This window comes from Cellulosimicrobium sp. 72-3 (genome assembly GCF_013127315.1).
In the GTDB taxonomy this organism is placed as follows: Bacteria; Actinomycetota; Actinomycetes; order Actinomycetales; family Cellulomonadaceae; genus Cellulosimicrobium; species Cellulosimicrobium funkei.
In genome coordinates, this window is record NZ_CP053419.1 from 2,005,611 (window position 1) to 2,026,825 (window position 21,215).

General features: G+C 75.4%; 19 protein-coding genes and 1 riboswitch. Of the genes, 10 read left to right on the top strand and 9 right to left on the bottom strand.

The window, feature by feature from the left end:
- Positions 1-23 precede the first annotated feature (23 nt).
- A complete protein-coding gene (locus HKK73_RS09090) occupies positions 24-2,366 on the top strand; it encodes a bifunctional (p)ppGpp synthetase/guanosine-3',5'-bis(diphosphate) 3'-pyrophosphohydrolase (protein WP_043651895.1) in 2,343 nt (780 codons plus the stop codon).
- 70 nt (positions 2,367-2,436) lie between these two features.
- Positions 2,437-3,543 (top strand): ATP-dependent DNA ligase, encoded by a 1,107-nt coding sequence (locus tag HKK73_RS09095; protein WP_171467846.1) that lies wholly within the window; start codon positions 2,437-2,439, stop codon positions 3,541-3,543.
- 30 nt (positions 3,544-3,573) lie between these two features.
- Here HKK73_RS09095 and ligD read toward each other — a convergent pair whose 3' ends face one another.
- The 4 genes from ligD to HKK73_RS09115 form a co-directional block, all read right to left on the bottom strand.
- Positions 3,574-4,650, bottom strand: coding sequence for a non-homologous end-joining DNA ligase (ligD, locus tag HKK73_RS09100; RefSeq protein ID WP_171467847.1), 1,077 nt, complete (start codon positions 4,648-4,650; stop codon positions 3,574-3,576).
- A gap of 10 nt (positions 4,651-4,660) precedes the next feature.
- Positions 4,661-5,314, bottom strand: coding sequence for a hypothetical protein (locus HKK73_RS09105; RefSeq protein WP_171467848.1), 654 nt, complete (start codon positions 5,312-5,314; stop codon positions 4,661-4,663).
- Between the two features lie 90 nt (positions 5,315-5,404).
- Complete coding sequence (locus HKK73_RS09110; protein WP_253705867.1) at positions 5,405-7,345, bottom strand: DUF349 domain-containing protein; 1,941 nt, start codon at positions 7,343-7,345, stop codon at positions 5,405-5,407.
- Positions 7,342-8,091 (bottom strand): peptidylprolyl isomerase, encoded by a 750-nt coding sequence (locus HKK73_RS09115; RefSeq protein WP_144682666.1) that lies wholly within the window; start codon positions 8,089-8,091, stop codon positions 7,342-7,344. The genes HKK73_RS09110 and HKK73_RS09115 overlap by 4 nt, the downstream gene beginning before the upstream one ends.
- 212 nt (positions 8,092-8,303) lie before the next feature.
- Here HKK73_RS09115 and HKK73_RS09120 point away from each other — a divergent pair, with 212 nt between their 5' ends.
- Genes HKK73_RS09120 through HKK73_RS09130 form a run of 3 tightly spaced genes read left to right on the top strand, consistent with a single transcriptional unit; the run spans position 8,304 to position 11,241 of the window.
- Positions 8,304-9,086, top strand: a complete 783-nt coding sequence (locus tag HKK73_RS09120) for an MBL fold metallo-hydrolase (protein ID WP_371810612.1) — start codon at positions 8,304-8,306, stop codon at positions 9,084-9,086.
- 60 nt (positions 9,087-9,146) lie between these two features.
- Positions 9,147-10,544, top strand: coding sequence for a histidine--tRNA ligase (gene hisS, locus HKK73_RS09125; protein WP_137280457.1), 1,398 nt, complete (start codon positions 9,147-9,149; stop codon positions 10,542-10,544).
- A 28-nt stretch (positions 10,545-10,572) separates the two neighbouring features.
- Positions 10,573-11,241, top strand: coding sequence for a M23 family metallopeptidase (locus tag HKK73_RS09130; protein WP_137280458.1), 669 nt, complete (start codon positions 10,573-10,575; stop codon positions 11,239-11,241).
- Between the two features lie 17 nt (positions 11,242-11,258).
- Here HKK73_RS09130 and HKK73_RS09135 read toward each other — a convergent pair whose 3' ends face one another.
- The 3 genes from HKK73_RS09135 to HKK73_RS09145 are packed head-to-tail and all read right to left on the bottom strand — an operon-like array spanning position 11,259 to position 14,591.
- Positions 11,259-12,047 carry an energy-coupling factor transporter transmembrane protein EcfT gene (locus HKK73_RS09135; RefSeq protein ID WP_137280459.1) on the bottom strand — a complete coding sequence of 263 codons (789 nt, stop codon included), beginning with the start codon at positions 12,045-12,047 and terminating at the stop codon, positions 11,259-11,261.
- The gene (locus tag HKK73_RS09140) at positions 12,044-13,894 is read right to left on the bottom strand and encodes an ABC transporter ATP-binding protein (RefSeq protein WP_171467849.1); all 1,851 of its coding nucleotides are present in this window, start codon (positions 13,892-13,894) and stop codon (positions 12,044-12,046) included. Before HKK73_RS09140 ends, HKK73_RS09135 begins: the two co-directional genes overlap by 4 nt.
- Positions 13,887-14,591 (bottom strand): ECF transporter S component, encoded by a 705-nt coding sequence (locus HKK73_RS09145; RefSeq protein WP_081600204.1) that lies wholly within the window; start codon positions 14,589-14,591, stop codon positions 13,887-13,889. The genes HKK73_RS09140 and HKK73_RS09145 overlap by 8 nt, the downstream gene beginning before the upstream one ends.
- Before the next feature lie 103 nt (positions 14,592-14,694).
- Positions 14,695-14,814: riboswitch (TPP riboswitch) on the bottom strand.
- Positions 14,815-14,958: 144 nt separating this feature from the next.
- On the opposite strand from HKK73_RS09145, the gene HKK73_RS09150 reads away from it, so the two are divergent.
- Both HKK73_RS09150 and HKK73_RS09155 read left to right on the top strand, forming a co-directional pair.
- Positions 14,959-15,396 carry a hypothetical protein gene (locus HKK73_RS09150; protein ID WP_034650696.1) on the top strand — a complete coding sequence of 146 codons (438 nt, stop codon included), beginning with the start codon at positions 14,959-14,961 and terminating at the stop codon, positions 15,394-15,396.
- A gap of 43 nt (positions 15,397-15,439) precedes the next feature.
- Positions 15,440-17,095, top strand: coding sequence for an Rv2578c family radical SAM protein (locus HKK73_RS09155; protein WP_034650694.1), 1,656 nt, complete (start codon positions 15,440-15,442; stop codon positions 17,093-17,095).
- A gap of 6 nt (positions 17,096-17,101) precedes the next feature.
- Here the strand turns inward: HKK73_RS09155 and HKK73_RS09160 are convergent, their stop codons facing one another.
- Positions 17,102-17,569 (bottom strand): PPOX class F420-dependent oxidoreductase, encoded by a 468-nt coding sequence (locus tag HKK73_RS09160; protein ID WP_043660852.1) that lies wholly within the window; start codon positions 17,567-17,569, stop codon positions 17,102-17,104.
- Between the two features lie 284 nt (positions 17,570-17,853).
- On the opposite strand from HKK73_RS09160, the gene aspS reads away from it, so the two are divergent.
- From aspS to HKK73_RS09175, 3 genes are all read left to right on the top strand, one after another.
- Complete coding sequence (aspS, locus tag HKK73_RS09165) at positions 17,854-19,689, top strand: aspartate--tRNA ligase (RefSeq protein WP_137280461.1); 1,836 nt, start codon at positions 17,854-17,856, stop codon at positions 19,687-19,689.
- Positions 19,690-19,886: 197 nt separating this feature from the next.
- Positions 19,887-20,024, top strand: coding sequence for a hypothetical protein (locus HKK73_RS09170; protein ID WP_158097192.1), 138 nt, complete (start codon positions 19,887-19,889; stop codon positions 20,022-20,024).
- A complete protein-coding gene (locus HKK73_RS09175) occupies positions 20,021-20,413 on the top strand; it encodes a hypothetical protein (RefSeq protein ID WP_137280462.1) in 393 nt (130 codons plus the stop codon). The genes HKK73_RS09170 and HKK73_RS09175 overlap by 4 nt, the downstream gene beginning before the upstream one ends.
- Here HKK73_RS09175 and HKK73_RS09180 read toward each other — a convergent pair.
- Positions 20,389-21,147: a response regulator transcription factor gene (locus HKK73_RS09180; protein ID WP_021483102.1), complete on the bottom strand. Its 759-nt coding sequence runs from the start codon at positions 21,145-21,147 to the stop codon at positions 20,389-20,391. The genes HKK73_RS09175 and HKK73_RS09180 overlap by 25 nt on opposite strands.
- Between the last annotated feature and the right edge of the window lie 68 nt (positions 21,148-21,215).

Below are 21,215 nucleotides of genomic sequence, written 5' to 3' on the forward strand. Positions count from 1 at the left end.
CCGCCCTGCGGAAGGAGGCGCGCATGAGCGAGAACACCCGGACGTCGCGCGCTCCTGAGCGCGCGGGCGCCCCGACCTCCGGCACCGGCGGCTCGGGCGGGCGCGGTGTGCGCTCGCGCCTCGTCCGCTTCGGCGCGCGCCCCAACGCGGGCAGCCCGGCGCTCGAGCCGGTGCTCCAGGCCGTCCGCACCAACCACCCGCGCACGGACCTGAGCGTCATCGAGCGCGCGTACGAGACCGCAGAGCGCGCCCACCGCGGCCAGCTGCGCAAGAGCGGCGACCCGTACATCACGCACCCCGTCGCGGTCGCGACGATCCTCGCCGAGCTCGGGTTCGACGGGTCGACGCTCGCCGCCGCGCTGCTGCACGACACGGTCGAGGACACCGACTACTCGCTCGCGCAGCTCACCGAGGAGTACGGCGAGGAGATCGCCATGCTCGTCGACGGCGTGACCAAGCTCGACAAGGTCACGTACGGCGACGCGGCGCAGGCCGAGACGGTGCGCAAGATGGTCGTCGCCATGGCACGGGACATCCGCGTGCTCGTCATCAAGCTCGCCGACCGCCTGCACAACGCGCGCACCTGGAAGTACGTGTCGTCGTCGTCGGCGGGTCGCAAGGCGCGCGAGACGCTCGAGATCTACGCGCCGCTCGCCCACCGCCTCGGCATGAACACGATCAAGTGGGAGCTCGAGGACCTGTCGTTCCAGGCCCTGTACCCCAAGGTGTACGACGAGATCGTCCACCTCGTCGCCGAGCGCGCGCCGGCGCGCGAGGAGTACCTGGCCGTCGTGCGCGAGCAGGTCACGGCCGACCTGCGCAGCGCGAAGATCAAGGCGACCGTCACCGGCCGGCCGAAGCACTACTACTCGATCTACCAGAAGATGATCGTGCGCGGCCACGACTTCGCGGAGATCTACGACCTCGTCGGCGCGCGCGTCCTGGTGGACAGCGTCCGGGACTGCTACGCCGCGCTCGGTGCGCTGCACGCGCGGTGGAACCCCGTGCCGGGGCGGTTCAAGGACTACATCGCGATGCCGAAGTTCAACATGTACCAGTCGTTGCACACGACGGTCATCGGGCCGGGCGGGAAGCCGGTCGAGATCCAGATCCGCACGCACGAGATGCACCGGCGCGCGGAGTACGGCGTCGCGGCGCACTGGAAGTACAAGGAGACCGCGAAGTCGGGCGGCAAGACGGCGAAGGACGACGCCGCGGCCAACGACATGCGGTGGCTGCGCCAGCTCGTGGACTGGCAGCGCGAGACGGCCGACCCGGCCGAGTTCCTCGACTCGCTGCGCTTCGAGATCGGCGGCGCGGAGGTCTACGTCTTCACGCCCAAGGGCGACGTCATGGCGCTGCCGGCGGGCTCGACGCCGGTCGACTTCGCCTACGCGGTGCACACCGAGGTCGGGCACCGGACCATGGGCGCGCGCGTCAACGGCCGGCTCGTCCCGCTCGACTCGACGCTCGAGAACGGCGACTCGGTCGACGTCCTCACCTCGAAGTCCGAGAACGCGGGTCCGAGCCGTGACTGGCTCGCCTTCGTCAAGAGCCCGCGGGCGCGCAACAAGATCCGGCAGTGGTTCTCCAAGGAGCGCCGCGAGGAGGCCGTCGAGCACGGCAAGGACGCGATCGCCAAGGCGATGCGCAAGCAGAACCTGCCGATCCAGCGCCTGCTGTCGCACGAGTCGCTCGTCGCGCTCGCCAACGAGCTCCGCTTCGCGGACGTCACCGCGCTGTACGCGGCGATCGGCGAGGGCCAGGTGTCGGCGGCGAACGTCGTCTCCAAGCTCGTCCAGGCGATGGGCGGCGAGGAGGGCACGGTTGAGGACGTCGCCGAGACCGCGCGCCCTGGGAACACCGCGCGCCGCGTGCGCACGGGCGACCCGGGCGTCATGGTCAAGGGCGTCGACGACATCTGGGTCAAGCTCGCGAAGTGCTGCACCCCGGTCCCGGGCGACGAGATCATCGGGTTCGTCACGCGCGGGCAGGGCGTGAGCGTGCACCGCGCGGACTGCGCGAACGTCGTCGGGCTGCGCAACCAGCCCGAGCGGATCGTCGACGTCTCGTGGACCACGGGCAGCAACGCCATGTTCCTCGTGCAGATCCAGGTCGAGGCGCTCGACCGCGCGCGCCTGCTCTCCGACGTGACGCGCGTCCTGTCGGACAACCACGTGAACATCCTCTCGGCGACCGTCTCGACCTCGAACGACCGCGTGGCGATGTCCCGCTTCGTCTTCGAGATGGCGGAGCCCGCGCACCTCGCGCAGGTCCTCAGCGCGGTCCGCAAGGTCGACGGCGTGTTCGACGTCTACCGCATCACGGGGACGAAGGCCGCCGAGACGGCGCAGCTCCCCGCCTGAGCCGGGGCCGGGAGGCGGCTCGGCGGCACCACGCCGCGCAGGGCGGCAGGCCCGGTGGCAGCATCGGCACATGGACCTGCCCGTCATGCCCCCCGTGCTGCCCATGCTCGCGAAGTCCGTGCCCGCCGTGCCCGAGCCCGACGCCGTCGACGGCGGGTACGTGTACGAGCCGAAGTGGGACGGCTTCCGCGCGATCGTGTACCGCGACGGCGACGAGGTGCGGCTCGACAGCAGGAACGCGCGGCCCATGGACCGCTACTTCCCCGAGGTCGTCGAGGCGGTGCGGGCCGCGCTCCCGCCCCGGTGCGTGGTCGACGGCGAGATCGTCGTCGCGCGCGACGGTCGCCTCGAGTTCGAGGTGCTCCAGCAGCGCATCCACCCGGCGGCGTCGCGCGTGCGCCTGCTCGCGGAGCAGACCCCCGCGGCCCTCGTCGTGTTCGACGTGCTCGCGCTCGGGGACGAGGACCTCACGCGCGCGCCGCTCGCGCGGCGGCAGGAGGTCCTCGACTCCCTGGGCCTCGACGGCCCGGCCGTGCACGCCACGCCTCGCACCCGCGACGTCGCCGTGGCGCGGGAGTGGTTCGACACGTTCGAGGGCGCGGGCCTGGACGGCGTCGTCGCCAAGCCGCTCGACGGCACGTACCAGCCGAACAAGCGCGCGATGCTCAAGATCAAGCACGGTCGCGAGGCGGACGTCGTGCTCGCGGGGTACCGCCTGCACAAGACGTCGACCTTCGCGAAGCCGCTGCTCGGCTCGCTCCTGCTCGGCCTGTACGACGACGCGGGCCAGCTCCAGTTCGTCGGCGTCGCCGCGTCGTTCCCGACGGCGCGGCGCGCCGCGCTGGTCGAGGAGCTCGCGCCGCTCGTCGTCGAGCCGGGCACGCCGGACGCGGACGCGCACCCGTGGTCCGGGTGGGAGAACCCGGCCGGGGAGCGGATGCCGGGTGCGGTGTCGCGCTGGAGCTCGGGCAAGGACCTGTCGTTCACGCCGCTGCGCCCGGAGCGCGTGCTCGAGGTCGCCTACGACCACATGGAGGGCTCCCGGTTCCGTCACACCGCGCAGTTCCGGCGCTGGCGCGACGACCGGGACCCGGAGTCGTGCACCTACGAGCAGCTCGAGGAGCCGGTGCGCTACGACCTCACGGGCATCCTCCCCGGGGCGCCCGGCGTCGACTGACGCCGCCCGCACCCGCGTGGTCGCGGCACGTCAGTCCCGGGCGCGGTCCCGGTCCTTGCTCGGCTGGACGCGCTTGGGCTCGCCGGGCATCTTCGGGTACTCGGGCGGGTAGGGGAGGTCCCCGAGCCCGTGCTCGGCCTCGTCGCGCCGGGACAGCTCCAGGGCGGGCTCGAGCGACGCGCCCGGGTCCTTCCGGTCGGCGCGCAGGGGTGCGAAGAGGTCGCCCACCGCGGCGAAGCGCGCGGGCATCGACAGCACGTCGAAGTCGTCCGGGTGGACGTCGCCGAGCTCCTCCCAGCGCAGGGGAGCGGACACCGTCGCGCGCTGGTTGGAACGGATCGAGTAGGCCGACGCGATCGTGCGGTCGCGCGCCATCTGGTTGTAGTCGACGAAGATCTTGGCGCCGCGCTCCTCCTTCCACCACTTCGTGGTCACCTGGTCCGGCAGGCGGCGTTCGAGCTCACGACCGATCGCGATCGTCGCGCGGCGCGCGGCCACGAAGTCCCACTCGGGCGCGACCGGGACGAACACGTGGATGCCGCGACCGCCCGACGTCTTGGGGTAGCCGGGGAGGCCGAGCTCGTCGAGGATCTCGCGCAGGTGCGGTGCGACGCGCACGGCGTCGTCGAAGTCGGTGCCCGGCTGCGGGTCGAGGTCGATGCGGAGCTGGTCCACCGCCTCGACGTCCCCGCCGCGCACGGGCCACGGGTGGAACGTCAGCGTGCCGAGGTTGGCCGCCCAGGCGACGACGGCGAGCTCCGTGGGGCACACCTCGTCGGCCGTGCGCCCGCTCGGGAACGCGATGCGCGCGGTCTGCACCCACTCGGGCGCGCCCTTCGGGATGCGCTTCTGGTAGAACGCGTCGCCGGTGTTGTCCGTGCGCGTGCTCATGCGCGCGCCCTCGAACACGCCCTTGGGCCAGCGCTCGAGCGTCGTCGGGCGGTCGACCAGGGCGCCGAGGATGCCGTCGCCCACGTCGAGGAAGTACTGCACGACGTCGAGCTTGGTGAGCCCGCGCGCGGGGAAGACGACGCGGTCCGGGCTCGTGACGCGCACGGTCCTTCCTCGGACGTCGAGCTCCACGGGGGGAGTCGTGGCTGCGGCCATGCCGACCAACCTAGACCGGGTCGTCGGTCCCGGCGAGCAGGAGCGCGAGGGTGCGTCGCGCCTGCGGCCGGCCGGCCCACCGGTGGCGCAGCTCGAGCGACCGTGCCGCCGCACGGGCGTCGAGCCCGCACACCGCGTCCAGCCGGCGCAGGGTGCTCAGCGCCTGCACCGGCTCGCACCGGGTGGCGACGTCGAGCGCGGTCCGCAGCACCGACGTGACGAGCACGCCCGCGACGAGGGTCGTCTCGTCGCGCAGCACGTGCGCCTGCCGCGCGGCCCGGCCCTGCCGCGGCGGCGGACGGTGACGCCCGGGCGGGTGGACGACGTCGAGCACGCGGGGCGGCGCGGAGCCGCACAGCACCCACGCGGCGGCCGCGCCAGCGAGCACCGTGCCGCGCGGCACCTGGTCGCGGACGGCGAGCGCGCGGAGCGTGGGGGTGACGGGCACGCTCGCCGGAGCGGCGACGTCGCCCCACAGCCGACGCAGGGCGCCCGCGCGGACGAGCTCCTGGAAGGCCGCCGGCCCGCCGACGTCCTCCGGGACGACGAGCAGGCCGACCTCCGGTCCCGGCGGAGCCAGCAGGTGCGCGAGCGCGGCAGCGGGGACGTGCCCCGTGGCGCGGGCGGATGCGGCGTGGTCGGGCGCGGTCGTGGCTGCGGGCACGCCCCTACCGTGCCGCACGGCCGTGGGGACGCGGAAGGGCCGGCACCCGTCTGTGGACGAGCGCCGGCCCTGCGACGAGCGGGACGTGCGTCAGCCGCGCGAGTCCTCCGCCGCGCGGACGACCTGCTCGAGCCAGGAGCGCCGCGCGGCGAGCGCCGTCTCGGCCTCCTTGACCGCGCGCGCGTCCCCGCGGCTCTGCGCGGCGGCGAGGTCGGCCTCGAGCGCCTCGATCGCGGCCTCGAGCTGCGCCGCCGCACCCTCCGCGCGGGCGCGCGTCTCGGGGTTGCTCCGCGTCCACTGCGCCTGCTCGGCGTCGCGGACCGCGTTCTCGACGGCACGCAGGCGGCCCTCGACGCGCTGCAGGTCGCCACGCGGCACGCGGCCGGCCTCCTCCCAGCGCTCCTGGAGGTCGCGCAGCGCCGCCTTGGCCGCGGCGAGGTCCTTGACGGGCACGAGCGCCTCCGCCTCGGTGAGCAGCGCCTCCTTGACCTCGAGGTTCGCCGCGTACTCGGCGTCGGTCGCGGAGTTCACCGCGTCGCGCGCCTGGAAGAACGTGTCCTGGGCGGCGCGGAAGCGGGCCCACAGCGCGTCGTCGTCCTTGCGGCTCGCCCGGCCCGCGGCCTTCCAGCGCGCCATGAGGTCGCGGTACGCGCCCGCCGTCGGGCCCCAGTCCGTGCTCGACGACAGCGCCTCGGCCTCCGCGACCAGCTTCTCCTTCGCGGCCTTCGCGGAGGCGTTGCGCTGCTCGAGCTCGGCGAAGTAGTGCCGGCGCTCGCGGTCGAACGCGGTGCGCGCGTGGCTGAACCGCTTCCACAGCGCCTCCTCGCTCGCGCGGTCGATGCGCGGGCCCGAGCGCTGGGCCTCCTTCCAGCGCTCCAGCAGCCCGCGCAGCTCCTCGCCCGCGGGCCGCCACTGCATGCGGCTCGGGTCGGTCGCGGCGATCTTCTCGGCGGCCTCGATGATCTCCGTGCGGGCCTCGAGAGCCGCGGCCTTCGCCGCGGCGCGCTCCGCCTCGAGCTGCGCGCGACGCTCGGCAGCGGCGCCGCGCAGCGACTCGACCTGCGCCCGGAGCCCGTCGAGGTCGCCGACCGCGGAGGGCTCCGCCGTCTCCTCGGTGAGCCGGGCGATCGTCTGGTCGATCTCCTTGACCGACAGGTCCGTGCTCGTCAGCCGCGCCTCGAACAGCGCGACCTTCGCCTGGAGGTCGAGGTAGCGGCGCACGTACAGCGTGAGCGCCTCGTCGGCGCCGACGCCCGGGAACTGCCCGACGGAGCGCTCGCCCGCGCTCTCGCGGACGTACACCGTGCCGTCCTCGTCGACCCGACCGAACGCGGCGGCGGCCTTGGCGGCGGCCGAGTCGTCGGCCAGCGCCGGGACGGCGGGCACCTCCGGCACGACGGCCGCTGCGGCGGGAGCGCCCGCGGCCGGGGCGGCCGGCTTGCGCGGCGGGTGCGGGAGCGCCGACGGCTTGGGCCGCGGCCCGGGACGCGGGGCGGCGGGCCGGGGCGCCGCCCCGGCGGGTGCCGTCGTCTCGGCGGCAGGAGCCTCGGCGGCGGGAGTGTCGTCGGCTGCCTCGGCTGCCTCAGCTGCGTCGGCGGCAGGCGCCTCCGGTGCCGCGTCAGCGGACGCGTCGGTCTCGGCCTCGGCGGCGGGAGCGTCGTCGGCCGCGGGGGCCTCGGTCTGCTCGGCCTCGGGGGCGGTCTCGGCCTCCGCTGCCGGTGCGTCGGTCGCCTCGGCCTCGGCGGCAGGCGTGGCCTCCACCTGCTCGGCCGGAGCGACTTCCTCGGCCGCGGCGGAGGTGGGACCCTCGTCGGTGGCCTCGGTGGCCTCGGTGGCCTCGGTGGCCTCGGTGGCCTCGGTGGCCTCGGTGGCCTCGGTGGCCTCGGTGGCCTCGGTGGCCTCGGTGGCCTCGGTGGCCTCGGTGGTCTCGGGCGTCGGCTCCACGTCTGTCGCGTCGACCCGTCCGGTCTCGCTCGCCTCCGCGGGCTCCGGTGCCGGTGCGCTCGCCTGGTTCTGGGCGGGATCGCTCACTGGGTCTCAACTCCTTCGATGGTGACCGGGGTGGCGGGGGACCCGTCGCCGGATCCGTCCTGCGTCCCCGCGTCAGCGACTGCCTGGACGACGTCCAGGCCGGACGTGATGGTGCCGAACACCGTGTAACCACCCGCTGCGTCGGACGGGATGGTCGAGTCCTCGTAGACGAGGAAGAACTGCGAGCCCATCGAGTCGGCGTCCCCGCCCTGGCGGGCCATGGCGACGGTCCCCGCGGGGTAGACGTCGTCGGTGGGGGCGTTCTCGACGGGGCCGAACTTGTAGCCCGGGTCGCCCGTGCCGGTGCCCGTCGGGTCGCCGCACTGGAGCACGTAGATGCCCGACGTCGTGAGGCGGTGGCACGACGTGCCGTCGAAGTACCCGGACTCGGCGAGGGACACGAAGCTCGCGACCGCCTGCGGGGCGGCCGCGCCGTCGAGCGTGAGCGTGAGGTCGCCCGCGCTCGTGGTGAGCGTGGTGGTCCAGTCACGGCCCTCGGCGGCGGACGCGGGCGGCAGGGTGTGCTCGCCCGAGGGCGCCGCGCCCGTGTCGCCGCCCGGGTCGGTGCCGGGATCCTGGGTGGCGGCGAGCGCCCACCAGACGGCGACGCCGATCACGACGAGCGCGACGACGACGCCCACGATCGACCACGTGCGCTGGCGCTTCGCCCGGAGCTGGGCCACGTGACGGTCCCACTTCTCCTCACGACGACGCGCCTGCTCGCGCTCGCGACTCTTCGTCGACACCCCAGCTCCTTCGTCCGGCGCCGCGACGGCGCGCACGGTCGACCCCGGTGCGGCCGTGGTCGGTACGGGACAGTCTAGGCACCGAGAACCCTGGTGGCGGGTGGATTTGCCGCGCGCAGGTCACGGTCCGGTATCGACGGCGCCGCCCGCAACCCGCGCTGCGCCCGCCCGGAGCCGCCCCGCCGCCCGTGCCGCGGGCTACCCTCGCCCTCGTGGACCGACCTCGTGGCACGACGCCGACGCCCCCGGCCGAGCACGGCCCGATCCCGCCCGGACCGGCCGTGCACGTGGTGGTGGCGCCCGTCTTCGGCACGAACTGCACGGTGGTGAGCGCTCCGGGCGGCGACTGCGTCGTGATCGACGCGGGGGCGGGGGTCGCGGACGCCGTCGTCGCGCACGTCCGCTCCGCGGGCCTCGTGCCCCGCGCGGTGCTCGCGACGCACGGCCACGTCGACCACACGTGGGACGCCGCCGCGCTCGTCGACCGCTTCGGGGTGCCCGTCGTGCTGCACGCGGCCGACGCGTACCGGCTCGCGGACCCGTTCGGGAGCCTGGAGCACGGCGGGCCCGCCGCGAGCCGGCCGGGCGCCGTCGTGTCCGGCCCGCTCGGCGCGGCGCTCGCGGCGGCCGGCGCCGGGCCGCAGGACTACCGCGAGCCGAGCCGCGTCGAGACGTTCGACGTGCCTGCGGGCGGCGAGCAGGAGCTGCGCTGGGGCGGCGTCGCGCTGCGCGCGGTGGGCGCGCCCGGGCACACCGAGGGCTCCACGCTCTACCTCGTGGGCGAGCCGGGAGCGGGTCTCGTGCTCAGCGGCGACGTCCTCTTCGCGGGCTCCGTCGGCCGCACCGACCTGCCGGGCGGGGACGACGCGACGATGGCCCGGACCCTGCGCGACGTCGTCGCGCACCTCGACCCGGCCTGGGACGTGCTCCCGGGGCACGGCCCCGCGACGACGGTCGCGCGCGAGCTGGCGACGAACCCCTTCCTCGCCCGCTGAGCGACGGGCCGGGGCCGGACGATGCGGTCGTCGGTCCCGGCGTCTGGGAAGATCTGACCCATGGCCAGGCCCACACCCCTCTCCGGTTTCCCCGAATGGCTCCCCGACGGTCGGATCGTCGAGCAGCACGTCCTCGACACCCTGCGCCGGGTGTTCGAGCTGCACGGGTTCGCCGGGATCGAGACGCGCGCGGTCGAGCCGCTCGACCAGCTCCTGCGCAAGGGGGAGACGTCGAAGGAGGTCTACGTCCTGCGCAGGCTCCAGGAAGAGACGCAGGACGACGCCGCGGCCGGGTCGGCCGCGAAGGGTGACAAGCAGCTCGGCCTGCACTTCGACCTCACCGTCCCGTTCGCGCGCTACGTGCTCGAGAACGCCGGGCACCTCGCGTTCCCCTTCAAGCGCTACCAGATCCAGAAGGTGTGGCGCGGCGAGCGCCCCCAGGACGGGCGCTTCCGCGAGTTCACCCAGGCCGACGTCGACGTCGTCGGCGCGGGCGAGCTGCCCTACCACTACGAGGTCGAGCTGCCGCTCGTCATGGCCGAGGCCCTCGGCGCGCTGCGCGACATCGGCGTGCCCGAGGTCCGCGTCCTCGTGAACAACCGCCGGGTCGCCGAGGGGTTCTACCGCGGGCTCGGCATCGACGCGGTCGACGACGTCCTGCGCCAGATCGACAAGCTCGACAAGGTCGGCCCCGGGACGGTCGCCGCGCTGCTCGAGTCCGAGGCCGGCACGACGCCCGAGCAGGCGCAGGCGTGCCTCGCGCTCGCGGGCATCAGCGGGAGCGACTCCGGCGTGGTCGACCGCGTGCGAGCGCTCGCCGCCGAGCACGGCGTGGAGAGCGAGCTGCTGGAGACCGGGCTGGGCGAGCTCGGCGCGCTGATCGAGGCCGCGAGCGTGCGCGCCCCGGGCGTCGTCGTCGCCGACCTCAAGATCGCGCGCGGCCTCGACTACTACACCGGGTCCGTCTACGAGACCGTGCTCGTGGGCCACGAGCAGCTCGGCTCGATCTGCTCGGGCGGGCGCTACGACACGCTCGCGTCCGACGGTGCGAACACCTACCCCGGCGTCGGTCTGTCGATCGGCGTGTCCCGGCTCGTGTCGCGCCTGCTGTCCGCGGGCCTGGTGCGCGCGACGCGGTCCGTGCCGAGCGCCGTCGTCGTGGCCGTCACGAGCGAGGAGACGCGCGACGCCTCCGACGCGGTCGCGCACGCGCTGCGCGCCCGCGGGGTCCCGGTCGAGGTCGCGCCCGCCGCCGCGAAGTTCGGCAAGCAGATCCGCTACGCCGACCGGCGCGGCATCCCGTTCGTCTGGTTCCCCGCGCGCGTCGAGGACGACGGCACGCGCTCGTCCGACCAGGTGAAGGACATCCGCTCGGGGGAGCAGGTCGACGCCGACGCGGCGACGTGGGAGCCGCCCGCCGAGGACCGCTTCCCGCGCGTCGTGCCCGCGGACGGCTGACCCGCCGCACGGGGGAGGGGAGGGCGACGTGACGCGACCCGTCGAGCTCGCCCTGCCCTTCCAGGGGACGTGGCTCGTCCGCAACAGCCCGGCGCGCCGCGTGCCGAGCCACGGCACCGACCTCTTCGCGACGACGTACGCGATCGACTTCGTCGCCGTCCGAGGGCGGCGCACCGCCGCCGTGCGCGACTGGCGCACCGCGCTGGGCACCGAGCCGCCCGAACGGTTCGTCGCCTTCGGGCGGCCCGTGCTCGCCCCGGCGGCGGGCACCGTCGTCGCGGTGCACGACGGCGAGCCCGACCACGAGGCCCGCCGGTCGCCCACCGCGCTGCTCGGCTACGCGCTCACGCAGGCGGCGCGGGCGCGCCGCGGTGCCGCGGCGCTCGCGGGCAACCACGTGGTGCTCGCCCTGGACCCGCCCGGCACGTACGTCGTCCTCGCGCACCTGCGCGCCGGGTCCGTGGCCGTCGAGCCGGGCCGACGCGTCGCGGCGGGCGACGAGCTGGGTCGGTGCGGGAGCTCGGGGAACTCGACGCAGCCGCACGTGCACGTGCAGGCCATGGACGCGCCGGACGCGCTCGCCGCCCGCGGGCTGCCGCTCGTCTTCCGGGGCTTCCGCGAGCGGTCCCGCGACGGCTCGTCGCGCGTCGTGGACCTCGGCGTCCCGGCGGAGGGCGCGGTCGTCGAGCCCGCGTGACCGCGGTCCGGCAAGCCTCACGCCGTGAGCGCGCCCAGCCCCGTGACCCACCCCCCGCGGACCCCGACGACGACCACCGCCGCGGCGACGGCCAGCACGACGACCACGGCGACGACGTCGGGCACGCCGAGCGGGACGGGCCGCGCCGTGGTGCGCGGACCGGAGCCCAGGCCGCGCGACTCGAGCGCCACGGTCAGGCGCTCGGACCGGCGCACGGCGCCGACGAGAAGGGCGAACGCGGCGCTGCCGAGCGCGCGGGGGGACCGGGGGAGCGTGCCGGGGCGCCGCCGCGGGTCGCGCACGGCCTGGGCACAGCGGATGGTGTGCCAGGCGTCGGGCAGCTCGACGAGCAGCCGGTGGGCCGCGAGCACCGCGTACGTCCACGTCAGGGGCAGCCGCCCGTGCTGGTGGAGGCTCGTCATGAGGCGCACCGGGTCGGTCGTCACCGCGACCGTGAGCGAGAGGGCGCCGACGAGCAGCGTGCGCACCGCGAGCCCGGCGCCGATCGTCAGGCCGTCGGAGCCGACGGTGACCGGGCCCAGGTCGACCGGGTCGCCGCCGGGCCGGGTGGCGACGTTGACGACCAGCAGGCTCGTCGCGAACACCAGGAAGGGCACGTGCGCCAGGGCGAGCGTGCGCACGGGGACGCGTCCTGCGATCAGCAGCGCCACGACCGTGAGCACCCACCCGATCGCGGGGGTGTACGGGTCGGTGACGAGCAGCGCACCCGTCGACACGACGAGGACGGTCGCCAGCTTGACCGTCGGGTTCCAGCGCCCGAGGGGCGTGCTGTGCGGCGCGCTCACGGGGCGACCTCCGCGAGGGCTGCGGGCGCGGTCTCTGGGGGTTCGGCCGCGACGGCGGTGCCCGAGGCTGCGTCGAGCGCCCGGACGAGCGCGCCCGGGTCCACGCCGTGGCGGCGGCCCGTGCGGGCCCACCACGCGAGCAGGGGAGGACGGCGCAGGCGGGCGCGCCGGCACAGCGCGTCGTCGGCCAGCACGGTCGCGGGCGGCCCGAGCGCCACGAGCCGGCCACCGACGACGACGGCGACGCGGTCGGCGAGGGCCGCGACGAGCGCGAGGTCGTGCGTGACGACGACCACCGCGCCGCCCGCGTCGGCGCGCTCGCGCAGCGCGTTGGCGACGCCGTCCGCCTGGGCGCGGTCGAGCCCCGACGTGGGCTCGTCGGCGAGGAGGACGGGCGGGTCGAGCACCGTCGCCGTCGCGAGGGACAGTCGCCGCTGCTCGCCGCCGGAGAGCCGGTACGGGTTCGCGTCGGCGACGTGCGTGAGGGCGAACGCGTCGAGGGTGCGCGCGACGCGTCCGTCGACGTCGTCGAGCCGCGCGAGCCGGGCCGACCAGGCGACCTCGTCGCGGACCGTGCGCGCGAGGAGCTGGTGCTCCGGGTCCTGGAACACCATCGCGACGGGCGCGCCGGGCGCCGTCGTGACCTCGCCCGTGGTCCGTTCGAGTCCCGCCAGCCCGCGCAGGAGGGTCGACTTGCCGCCGCCGTTCGGCCCCACCACTGCGAGCACCTCGCCCGCGCGCATGTCGAGGTCGACGTCGCGCACCACCGGCGTCTCGTCCCGCCCGCGCCGCCGGCGGCCTGTCGCGGCGCGGTGCACCGCGAGGCGACGGGCACGCAAGGCGACCGGGCCGGGCGCCGCCGGGCCGGCGTCCGCGTCACGGGGGTCCGCGTCACGGGGGTCCGCGTCACGGGGGTCGACGGTGCGGGGGGCGGTGCGCGCGAGGTCGACGAGCCAGTCGTCGGTCGCGGGCGCGCCGAGCGGGCCCGGGGCTCCTGCCTGCCGGAGCCGGACGTCGAGCGGCAGCCAGCACCCGAGCTCGGCGAGCGTGGCGGCGTGCGCGCGCAGGACGGCGGTCGTGGGGCCGTGCGCGACGACGCGGCCGGTGTCGTCGAGCACGAGCGTCGCGTCCGGGAGCGTCCCGACGTCGTCGAGGCGGTGCTCGACGAGCACGACCGACCGGCCGGGGGTGTCGGGCGCGTCCCGTCCGGGCGCCCGGACGAGCCCGCCCACGAGCGTCCCGACCTCGTGCGCCGCGGCCGGGTCGAGGAACGCCGTCGGCTCGTCGAGGACCACGAGCTCGGGGTCGGCGACGAGCGCCGCCGCGAGGGCGACGCGCTGCGCCTCGCCCCCCGACAGCGCGTGGGTCGGCCGGTCGTGCAGGTGGTCCGCACCGACGGCGGCGAGCGCGGTGGCGGCGCGGGCGTCCATCGTGCGCGGGTCCGCGGCCCGGTTCTCGAGCGCGAACCGCAGCTCGTCGTCGACGCGGGCGAGGCAGAGCTGGTCGCCCGGCCGCTGCTGGACGAGGCCGACGCGCGCGGCGAGCGCCGCCGGGGTCGTGTCGCGCGGGTCGACGCCCGTCACGCGCAGGTCCCCCGCGACGGAGCCCGGCAGCGTGTGGGGCACGACGCCGACGAGCGCACGCAGCAGCGTGGACTTCCCGCAGCCCGAGGGGCCGAGCACGAGCAGCCCGGTGCCCGCGGGGACGGTGAGGGTGAGGTCGTCGAGCACGCGCGTGCCGTCGTGGCCCACGGTGACGGTCAGGCCGGCGGCGGCGACGGCGTCGGGCAGGTCGCCGGGCACGGCGTCCGGCGTGACGTCCGGTGCGGCGGTCGGTGCCTCAGCCACGGCGGTCAGCCCCGATCGCGAAGGCGTCGAGCGCGCCGGTGCGGGCGAGGGCGTCGCCGAGGAGGCGCGCCGCGATCCCGCACAGCACGACGCACGAGACGACCTGCACGCCGAGCCGGAGCATCGCGTAGTCCTGCCCGAGCCAGCCGAAGCGGACCGCGTTGAACGCGTACGTGACGAGCGCCGCGCTGACGCCCGACGCGACGAAGACCCACCAGCCGTAGCGGCGGTACCGGGTGAGGGCGAAGGGGATCTCGGCACCCACGCCCTGGACGAGCCCCACGAGGACGAGCAGCGGGCCGGCGGGCGACGCGAGGAAGACCACCTCGACGAGCGCCGCGAGCGTCTCGGTGAGGATGCCGACGCCCGGCTTGCGCACGATGTACGTCGCGAGCGGGCCGACGACGATCCACGCGCCGGCGAGCACGTTGGCGGCGAGGTCCGCGAGCGGTCCCATCGCGAGCTGGAGCGGGGCCCAGAGCTGCACGAACGCCCAGTAGACGAACCCGAACACGACCCCCAGCACGGCGACGAGGACCGTCTCGTGGAGGGTGAGGCCGCGGCGTCGGGCACGGCTCGGGGGAGCGGCGACGGCGCGGTCCCGGGGGGCGGGCGTGGGACCCACGCCGTCGGGTCGGTCGTCGGGCGTGGCGGTGGGCGGGGTCGCCCGGGGCGGCGTGGTGCGGGGCTCGGTCATGCGGTTCCCTCCGTCGGGCCCCCGGGGCGAGGGGTGCACGACGGCGCGCCACCGCGCCCCGAGCGGACGGCACGCGCGGGGCGCGGGCACGAGCGCGCAGGGGACGGTGACGTCCGCCCTGCTCCCTTCGCTGGTACGAACCAGATCAGGTTCCACGGGTCTGCAGGGGGGACGGGTGTCCGGCCTGCACTCTCAGCGCTCATGCGCTCCCCGGGGGCGTTCGGCCCGACCCTAGGGCCTGGACGCCCGCCGGACAATCCCGGCGTCTCACCCACCGGGACGCCCGGCCGCCGTGAGAAGGTGACGGCGACGAGGAGCCCGCGCGGACCGGGGACGGGCTCCGACCACGAGGGACGAGGCAGCGCGCATGACCCGAGACAACGATTCCGCCGCGGTCGCAGAGCTGGACCGCCTCGACGAGGCCGTGCGGAGCGCGCCCGCGGGCGACACGTCGGCGCAGATCGCGCTGTGGCGGCAGACGGTGCGCCTCGGCACGTGGTTCTTCATCGCGCGGGGGTCCGAGGACCAGCCCCGTCCGTACGCCGTCGCTGCGGACCAGGGGCCCATGATCTGCCTCTACAGCAGCGCCGCGCGCGCGGACGAGGCGGCCCGGGCGCTCGGTCTGGCGGACGACGAGACAGGCTCCGTGCCGCTGCTCGGGGTACCTGTGCCGGCGGCGATCGACTACGTCGCGTCCTTCGGCGCGGCCGGGGTCGTCGGTGTCGCGCTGGACCACCCGCGCATCGGCCACCACATCCCCCTCGGGAACCTGGCGCTGCTCAAGGCGTGGTCCGCCGACGGCTGACCCGCTCTTGACAGCGCGTTCGAACGTTTGTTCGAATGGCGCGATGCGGTGGGACGGACAGGTGCTCGGCGCGGACGACGGCGCGCTCCCCGGGCTGGAGCGGGTCGGCCTCGTCCGCAGCGTGCGCACGCCCGAGTTCGCGGGCATCACGTTCCACGAGGTCACGGCCAAGAGCGCGCTGTCCAAGGTGCCGGCGATGTCGCGCATGCCGTTCCGGTGGACCGTCAACCCGTACCGCGGGTGCAGCCACGCGTGCTCCTACTGCCTCGCGCCCGCCACCCCGGTGCTGCTGGCCGACGGCGCGCAACGGCCGATCGGCGAGCTGCGTGTCGGCGACGAGATCGTCGGCACCGTCCCGCACGGCGCGTACCGGCGCTACGTGCGTACCCGCGTGCTCGACCGCTGGACCACCCGCAAGCGCGCCTACCGCGTGACCCTCGCCGACGGCACGCGCCTCGTCGCGAGCGGCGACCACCGGTTCCTCACCGAGCGCGGGTGGCGCCACGTCGTCGGCGGTGCCGGGCACCGTGCCCGCCTGGCGCTCGGCGACGTACTCGTCGGGCCGGGCGCCGCGGCGCTCGCGGAGGGGCGGCCCGTCCTCGACGGCCAGGACGTCACCGGCGGCGAGGCGCTGCGCGTCGACTCCCTGGAAGCGCTCGACGGGCCGGGGGAGACGACGGAGCTGGTCGACATCACGACCGGCACGCGCGACTTCGTCGCCGCGGGGGTCGTGAGCCACAACTGCTTCGCCCGCCCCACGCACCAGTACCTCGACCTCGACGCGGGGGAGGACTTCGACCGGGAGGTCGTGGTCAAGGTCAACGTCGACGACGTGCTGCGGGCCGAGCTCGCCCGCCCGTCCTGGGCGCGCGAGGCCGTCGCGCTCGGCACCAACACCGACCCGTACCAGCGCGCCGAGGGGCGCTACCGCCTCATGCCCGGCATCATCGACGCGCTCGCCGGGTCGGGCACGCCGCTGTCCGTGCTGACCAAGGGCACGCTCCTGCGCCGGGACCTGCCCCTGCTCGTCGACGCCGCCTCGCGCGTCGAGGTCGGGATCGGCGTGTCCCTCGCGCTCCTGGACCCCGAGCTCCAGGCGAGCGTCGAGCCGGGCACGCCCTCGCCGCGCGCGCGGCTCGACCTCGTCCGCACGGTCCGGGAGGCCGGTCTGCCGTGCGGCGTCATGGTCGCTCCCGTGCTGCCGTGGCTCACCGACTCGACCCGCGCGCTCACCGAGCTGCTCGACGCCGTCAAGGATGCGGGCGCGACGGGCGTCACGGTGCTGCCGCTGCACCTCAAGCCCGGCACACGCGAGTGGTACATGGGCTGGCTCGCGCGCGAGCACCCGCGCCTCGTCCCCGGGTACGAGCGCGTGTACGCCCGCGGCACGTACGCCTCGACGGCGTACCGGTCCTGGCTGTGGGACCGGGTGCGGCCGATGCTCGAGGCGCGCGGGTTCGGGGTCGCGGGGCACCGCGGCCCCGCGGGCGTCGAGGGCCGGTTCCGCCGCGGCGAGCCCGGCGACCGGCACCGCCGGTCAGGACCGCCGACGGACGGTGCCTACCCGGCCGGCAGCCTCGCCGTCGACCCGGCGCCGCAGGACGCGCGCGACGGCCACGGCGGGGCGCTCGCGGGCATGCCCGTGGACGGCGGCGGGCTCGACGTCGTCGGCGGGGGAGTGGAGCAGGTCCTGTTCTGACCTGTGTCAGGCGTCGGCGAGGCGCGCCGGGAAGCCGCCCGTCGCCACCGGTCCCCAGCGCGTGATCGTCAGCCGCACGAGCGACTTGCCCTGGGTGACCATGGCGGCGCGGTACTCGTCCCAGTCCGGGTGCTCGCCGCCGACGGCGCGGTAGTAGTCGACGAGCGGCTCGACCGACTCGGGCAGGTCGATCACCTCCGCCTCGCCGTCGACCTGCACCCACGGGTCGGAGAACCGCTCGCCCAGGGACAGCAGCGACGCGCGCGGGTCGCGGCGCACGTTGACCGCCTTGGCGCGCTCCGGGTACGTCGACACGACGACCCGACCCGCGTCGTCGACGCCGTACGTGACCGGGCTGAGCTGGGGGCGGCCGTCGGCGCGGGTGGTGACGAGGACGCCGTCGTGCCGGGAGCGCAGGAACTCCTCGAGCTCGTCGCGCTCGACGCGCCGGTTCGTCGCGATGGTGCGTGCCACGGGTCACCCTCCTTCGTGCGGGCGGCGGGCCGGACGGCCCTGCCGCGGCCGGTCGGCCCGTGCGCGCCCGCAGGCGCCGCGCCGGTCCCGGCGGTGCCGCCACGGGACGTCGCGGCGGCACCGCCACGGTATCCGGTCGCCCCCGCCGGTCGAGAGCGGACCGTCGGCCGCCTCCGGTCGGAGGTATCCGGTCGAGCCGCCCGCCCGCCCGCACTAGACTTCAGCGGACGCGCCCCCGCTCCGGGAGCGCGACCCCCCCACCGCCCACCTGGAAGGAACCCTCCGTGCTGCGCACCCGAACGGCCGGCTCACTGCGGGCCGAGCACACCGGTCAGACCGTCACCCTCACGGGCTGGGTCGACCGTCGGCGCGATCACGGCGGCGTCGCCTTCATCGACCTGCGCGACGCCTCCGGCATCGCCCAGGTCGTCATCCGCGACGAGGCCGTCGCGCACCCGCTGCGCAACGAGTTCGTCCTCCAGGTCACGGGCGAGGTCTCGCGCCGCCCCGACGGGAACGAGAACCCGTCCCTGCCCACGGGCGAGATCGAGGTCGTCGCGACCGACGTCGTCGTGCTCAACACCTCCGAGGCCCTGCCGTTCCAGGTCTCGACGGCGCTCGCGGACACCGAGACGATCGGCGAGGAGGCGCGCCTCAAGCACCGCTACCTCGACCTGCGCCGGCCCGCCCCCGCGCACGCCCTGCGCCTGCGCGCCAAGGCGAACCAGGCCGCACGCCGCGTGCTCGACGCCGAGGAGTTCGTCGAGATCGAGACGCCGACGCTCACCCGCTCGACGCCCGAGGGCGCGCGCGACTTCCTCGTGCCCGCGCGCCTCGCGCCCGGGTCCTGGTACGCGCTGCCGCAGTCGCCCCAGCTTTTCAAGCAGCTCCTCATGGTCGCGGGCATGGAGCGCTACTACCAGATCGCGCGCTGCTACCGCGACGAGGACTTCCGTGCGGACCGCCAGCCGGAGTTCACGCAGCTCGACGTCGAGATGAGCTTCGTCGAGCAGGACGACGTCATCGCGCTCGCCGAGAAGATCCTCGTCGCGCTGTGGGAGCTCATCGGGTACACGATCCCGACGCCCATCCCGCGCATGACCTTCCACGACGCCATGCGGCTGTACGGGTCCGACAAGCCCGACCTCCGGTTCGGCAACCCCCTCGTCGAGCTCACGGACTACTTCCAGGACACCCCGTTCCGCGTGTTCCAGGCCGAGTACGTCGGCGCCGTCGTCATGGCGGGCGGGGCCTCGCAGCCGCGCCGCCAGTTCGACGCGTGGCAGGAGTGGGCCAAGCAGCGCGGCGCTCGCGGCCTCGCGTACGTGACGTTCGGCGAGGACGGCACGCTCGGCGGCCCCGTCGCGAAGAACCTGTCCGACGCCGAGCGCGAGGGCCTGCGCGACGCGACCGGCGCGCAGCCGGGGGACGCCGTGTTCTTCGCCGCGGGCAAGACGTCGGACTCGCGTGCCCTGCTCGGCGCCGCGCGCCAGGAGATCGCGAAGCGGACGGGTCAGATCGACGACGACGCGTGGGCGTTCGTCTGGATAGTCGACGCGCCGCTGTTCAAGCCGACCGGCGAGGACGACGACGTCGATCTGGGCCACTCCGCCTGGACCGCCGTGCACCACGCGTTCACGTCGCCCACGCCGGACTGGGTCGACACGTTCGAGCAGAACCCGGGCGAGGCGCTCGCCTACGCCTACGACATCGTGTGCAACGGCAACGAGATCGGCGGCGGGTCCATCCGTATCCACCGTCGGGACGTGCAGGAGCGCGTCTTCGACGTCATGGGGATCGGGCCCGAGGAGGCGCAGGAGAAGTTCGGCTTCCTGCTCGACGCCTTCAAGTTCGGTGCGCCCCCGCACGGCGGGATCGCGTTCGGCTGGGACCGCATCGTCGCGCTGCTGACGAAGTCGGACTCCATCCGCGACGTCATCGCGTTCCCCAAGTCGGGCGGCGGGTACGACCCGCTGACGCAGGCACCCGCCCCGATCACGCCCGAGCAGCGCAAGGAGGCGGGCGTCGACGCGAAGCCCGCCGCCCCGTCGCGCGACGGCGGCAGCGAGGGCGGTGCTGAGGGCGGCGCAGCCGGCGAGAGCGGGCGCACGGACGCCTGACCCCAGCACGCTTGACGCCGAGGGCGCGCCACCCCGCCGGGTGGCGCGCCCTCCGCGCGTCCGGAAGCTGTTGATCCCGCTGCCGCGACCTCAGGATCTTGAGCAGATCCTGAGGTTTCGCTGCGCCGACGCGGCGGGTCCCTCGCGCCAGGGCGCGCAGGATCGATCCCGTCGGACACCACGAGAACGAGGCACTCATGACCGCCCTGCTCACCGACCGCGACGCGGTCGACGTCGTCGAGCCTGCGCCCCACGGCGCCCGGCTCGACCGTGATCGGTGCACGCCCGACGAGACCCGGGGCGTCCCGGGCCGCCACCACGGCCCCCGCACGTGAGGGAGGACCTGCGCCAGGCATGGACGACGCTCACGGACGACCTGGACGGCGACGTGCAGGCGGTCCGGCGCTTCTTCGTCGCGTACCGGGACCTCGTCGTCCCGCGGGTCGACGCGGCGGCGGTCGCGCTCGCCCGGGGCGACGACGAGGAGGCGCGCAGCACGCTGCTCACGGTGCGGTCGACGTCGCTCATGGTCGGGGCCGCGGAGGTCGGCGACGCCGCCTCCGCGGTGCTCGACCGGCACCGCGCCGGGCACCGCACGACCGCGGACGAGGCGCGCGCGCTCGCGACGCTGCGGGCCGCCGCGCGCAGCGCGTGCGACGAGGTGGCGCTGCTGCTCGGCGACCCGCCGCCCGCCGTCGGTCAGCCCGTGGGGTCGAACCGGTAGCCGACGCCGCGCACGGTGCGGATCCACCGGGGCGACGACGGACCGTCGCCGAGCTTGCGGCGCAGGTTCGCGATGTGCACCTCCACGCTGCGCCGGTCCGCGTCCGTGACGTACGTGCCGGCGTCGTACTCCTCGCCCCACAGGACGCGGACGAGCTCGTTGCGGCTGACGACGCGACCCGCCGCCTCGACGAGCGCTCCCAGGAGGTCGTACTCGCTGCGCGTGAGGTGGACGGCCTCGCCGTCGACCGTGGCGGTGCGGCGCGGGACGTCCAGCAGGAGCCCGTCCGACCCCACGAGGGTCGGCTCGTGGTCCGCCGGGGCGGGCCGTGCGGCGTCGGCGCCGTCCGACGGCAGGCCGCGTCGTGGGCGCCGCAGGAGGGCCTCGATCCGGGCGCGCAGCTCGCGCGGGCGGAACGGCTTCGTCTGGTAGTCGTCGGCACCGGCGTCCAGGCCCATGAGGGTGTCGATCTCGTCGGTGCGCGCGGTGAGCATCACGATGTAGGTGTCGGAGATCTGACGGATGCGCCGGCACACCTCGAACCCGTCGATGTCGGGCAGGCTCACGTCGAGGGTCGTCACGACCGGGTCGGTCCGCCGGACGAGCTCCACGCCCTCGACGCCGGTCGCGGCCGCCTCCGTGATGAAGCCTGCCTGACCGAGCACCGTCCGCAGGAGATCACGGATCTCCGCGTCGTCCTCGACGATGACTGCGGTGCGCGTGTTGTCCGCCATCCGTCTCCCCCCGTGCGACTGAGTCTGCCGCCTACCGTAGCCGCCCGCGGGAGTGCCCGCGCACGAAC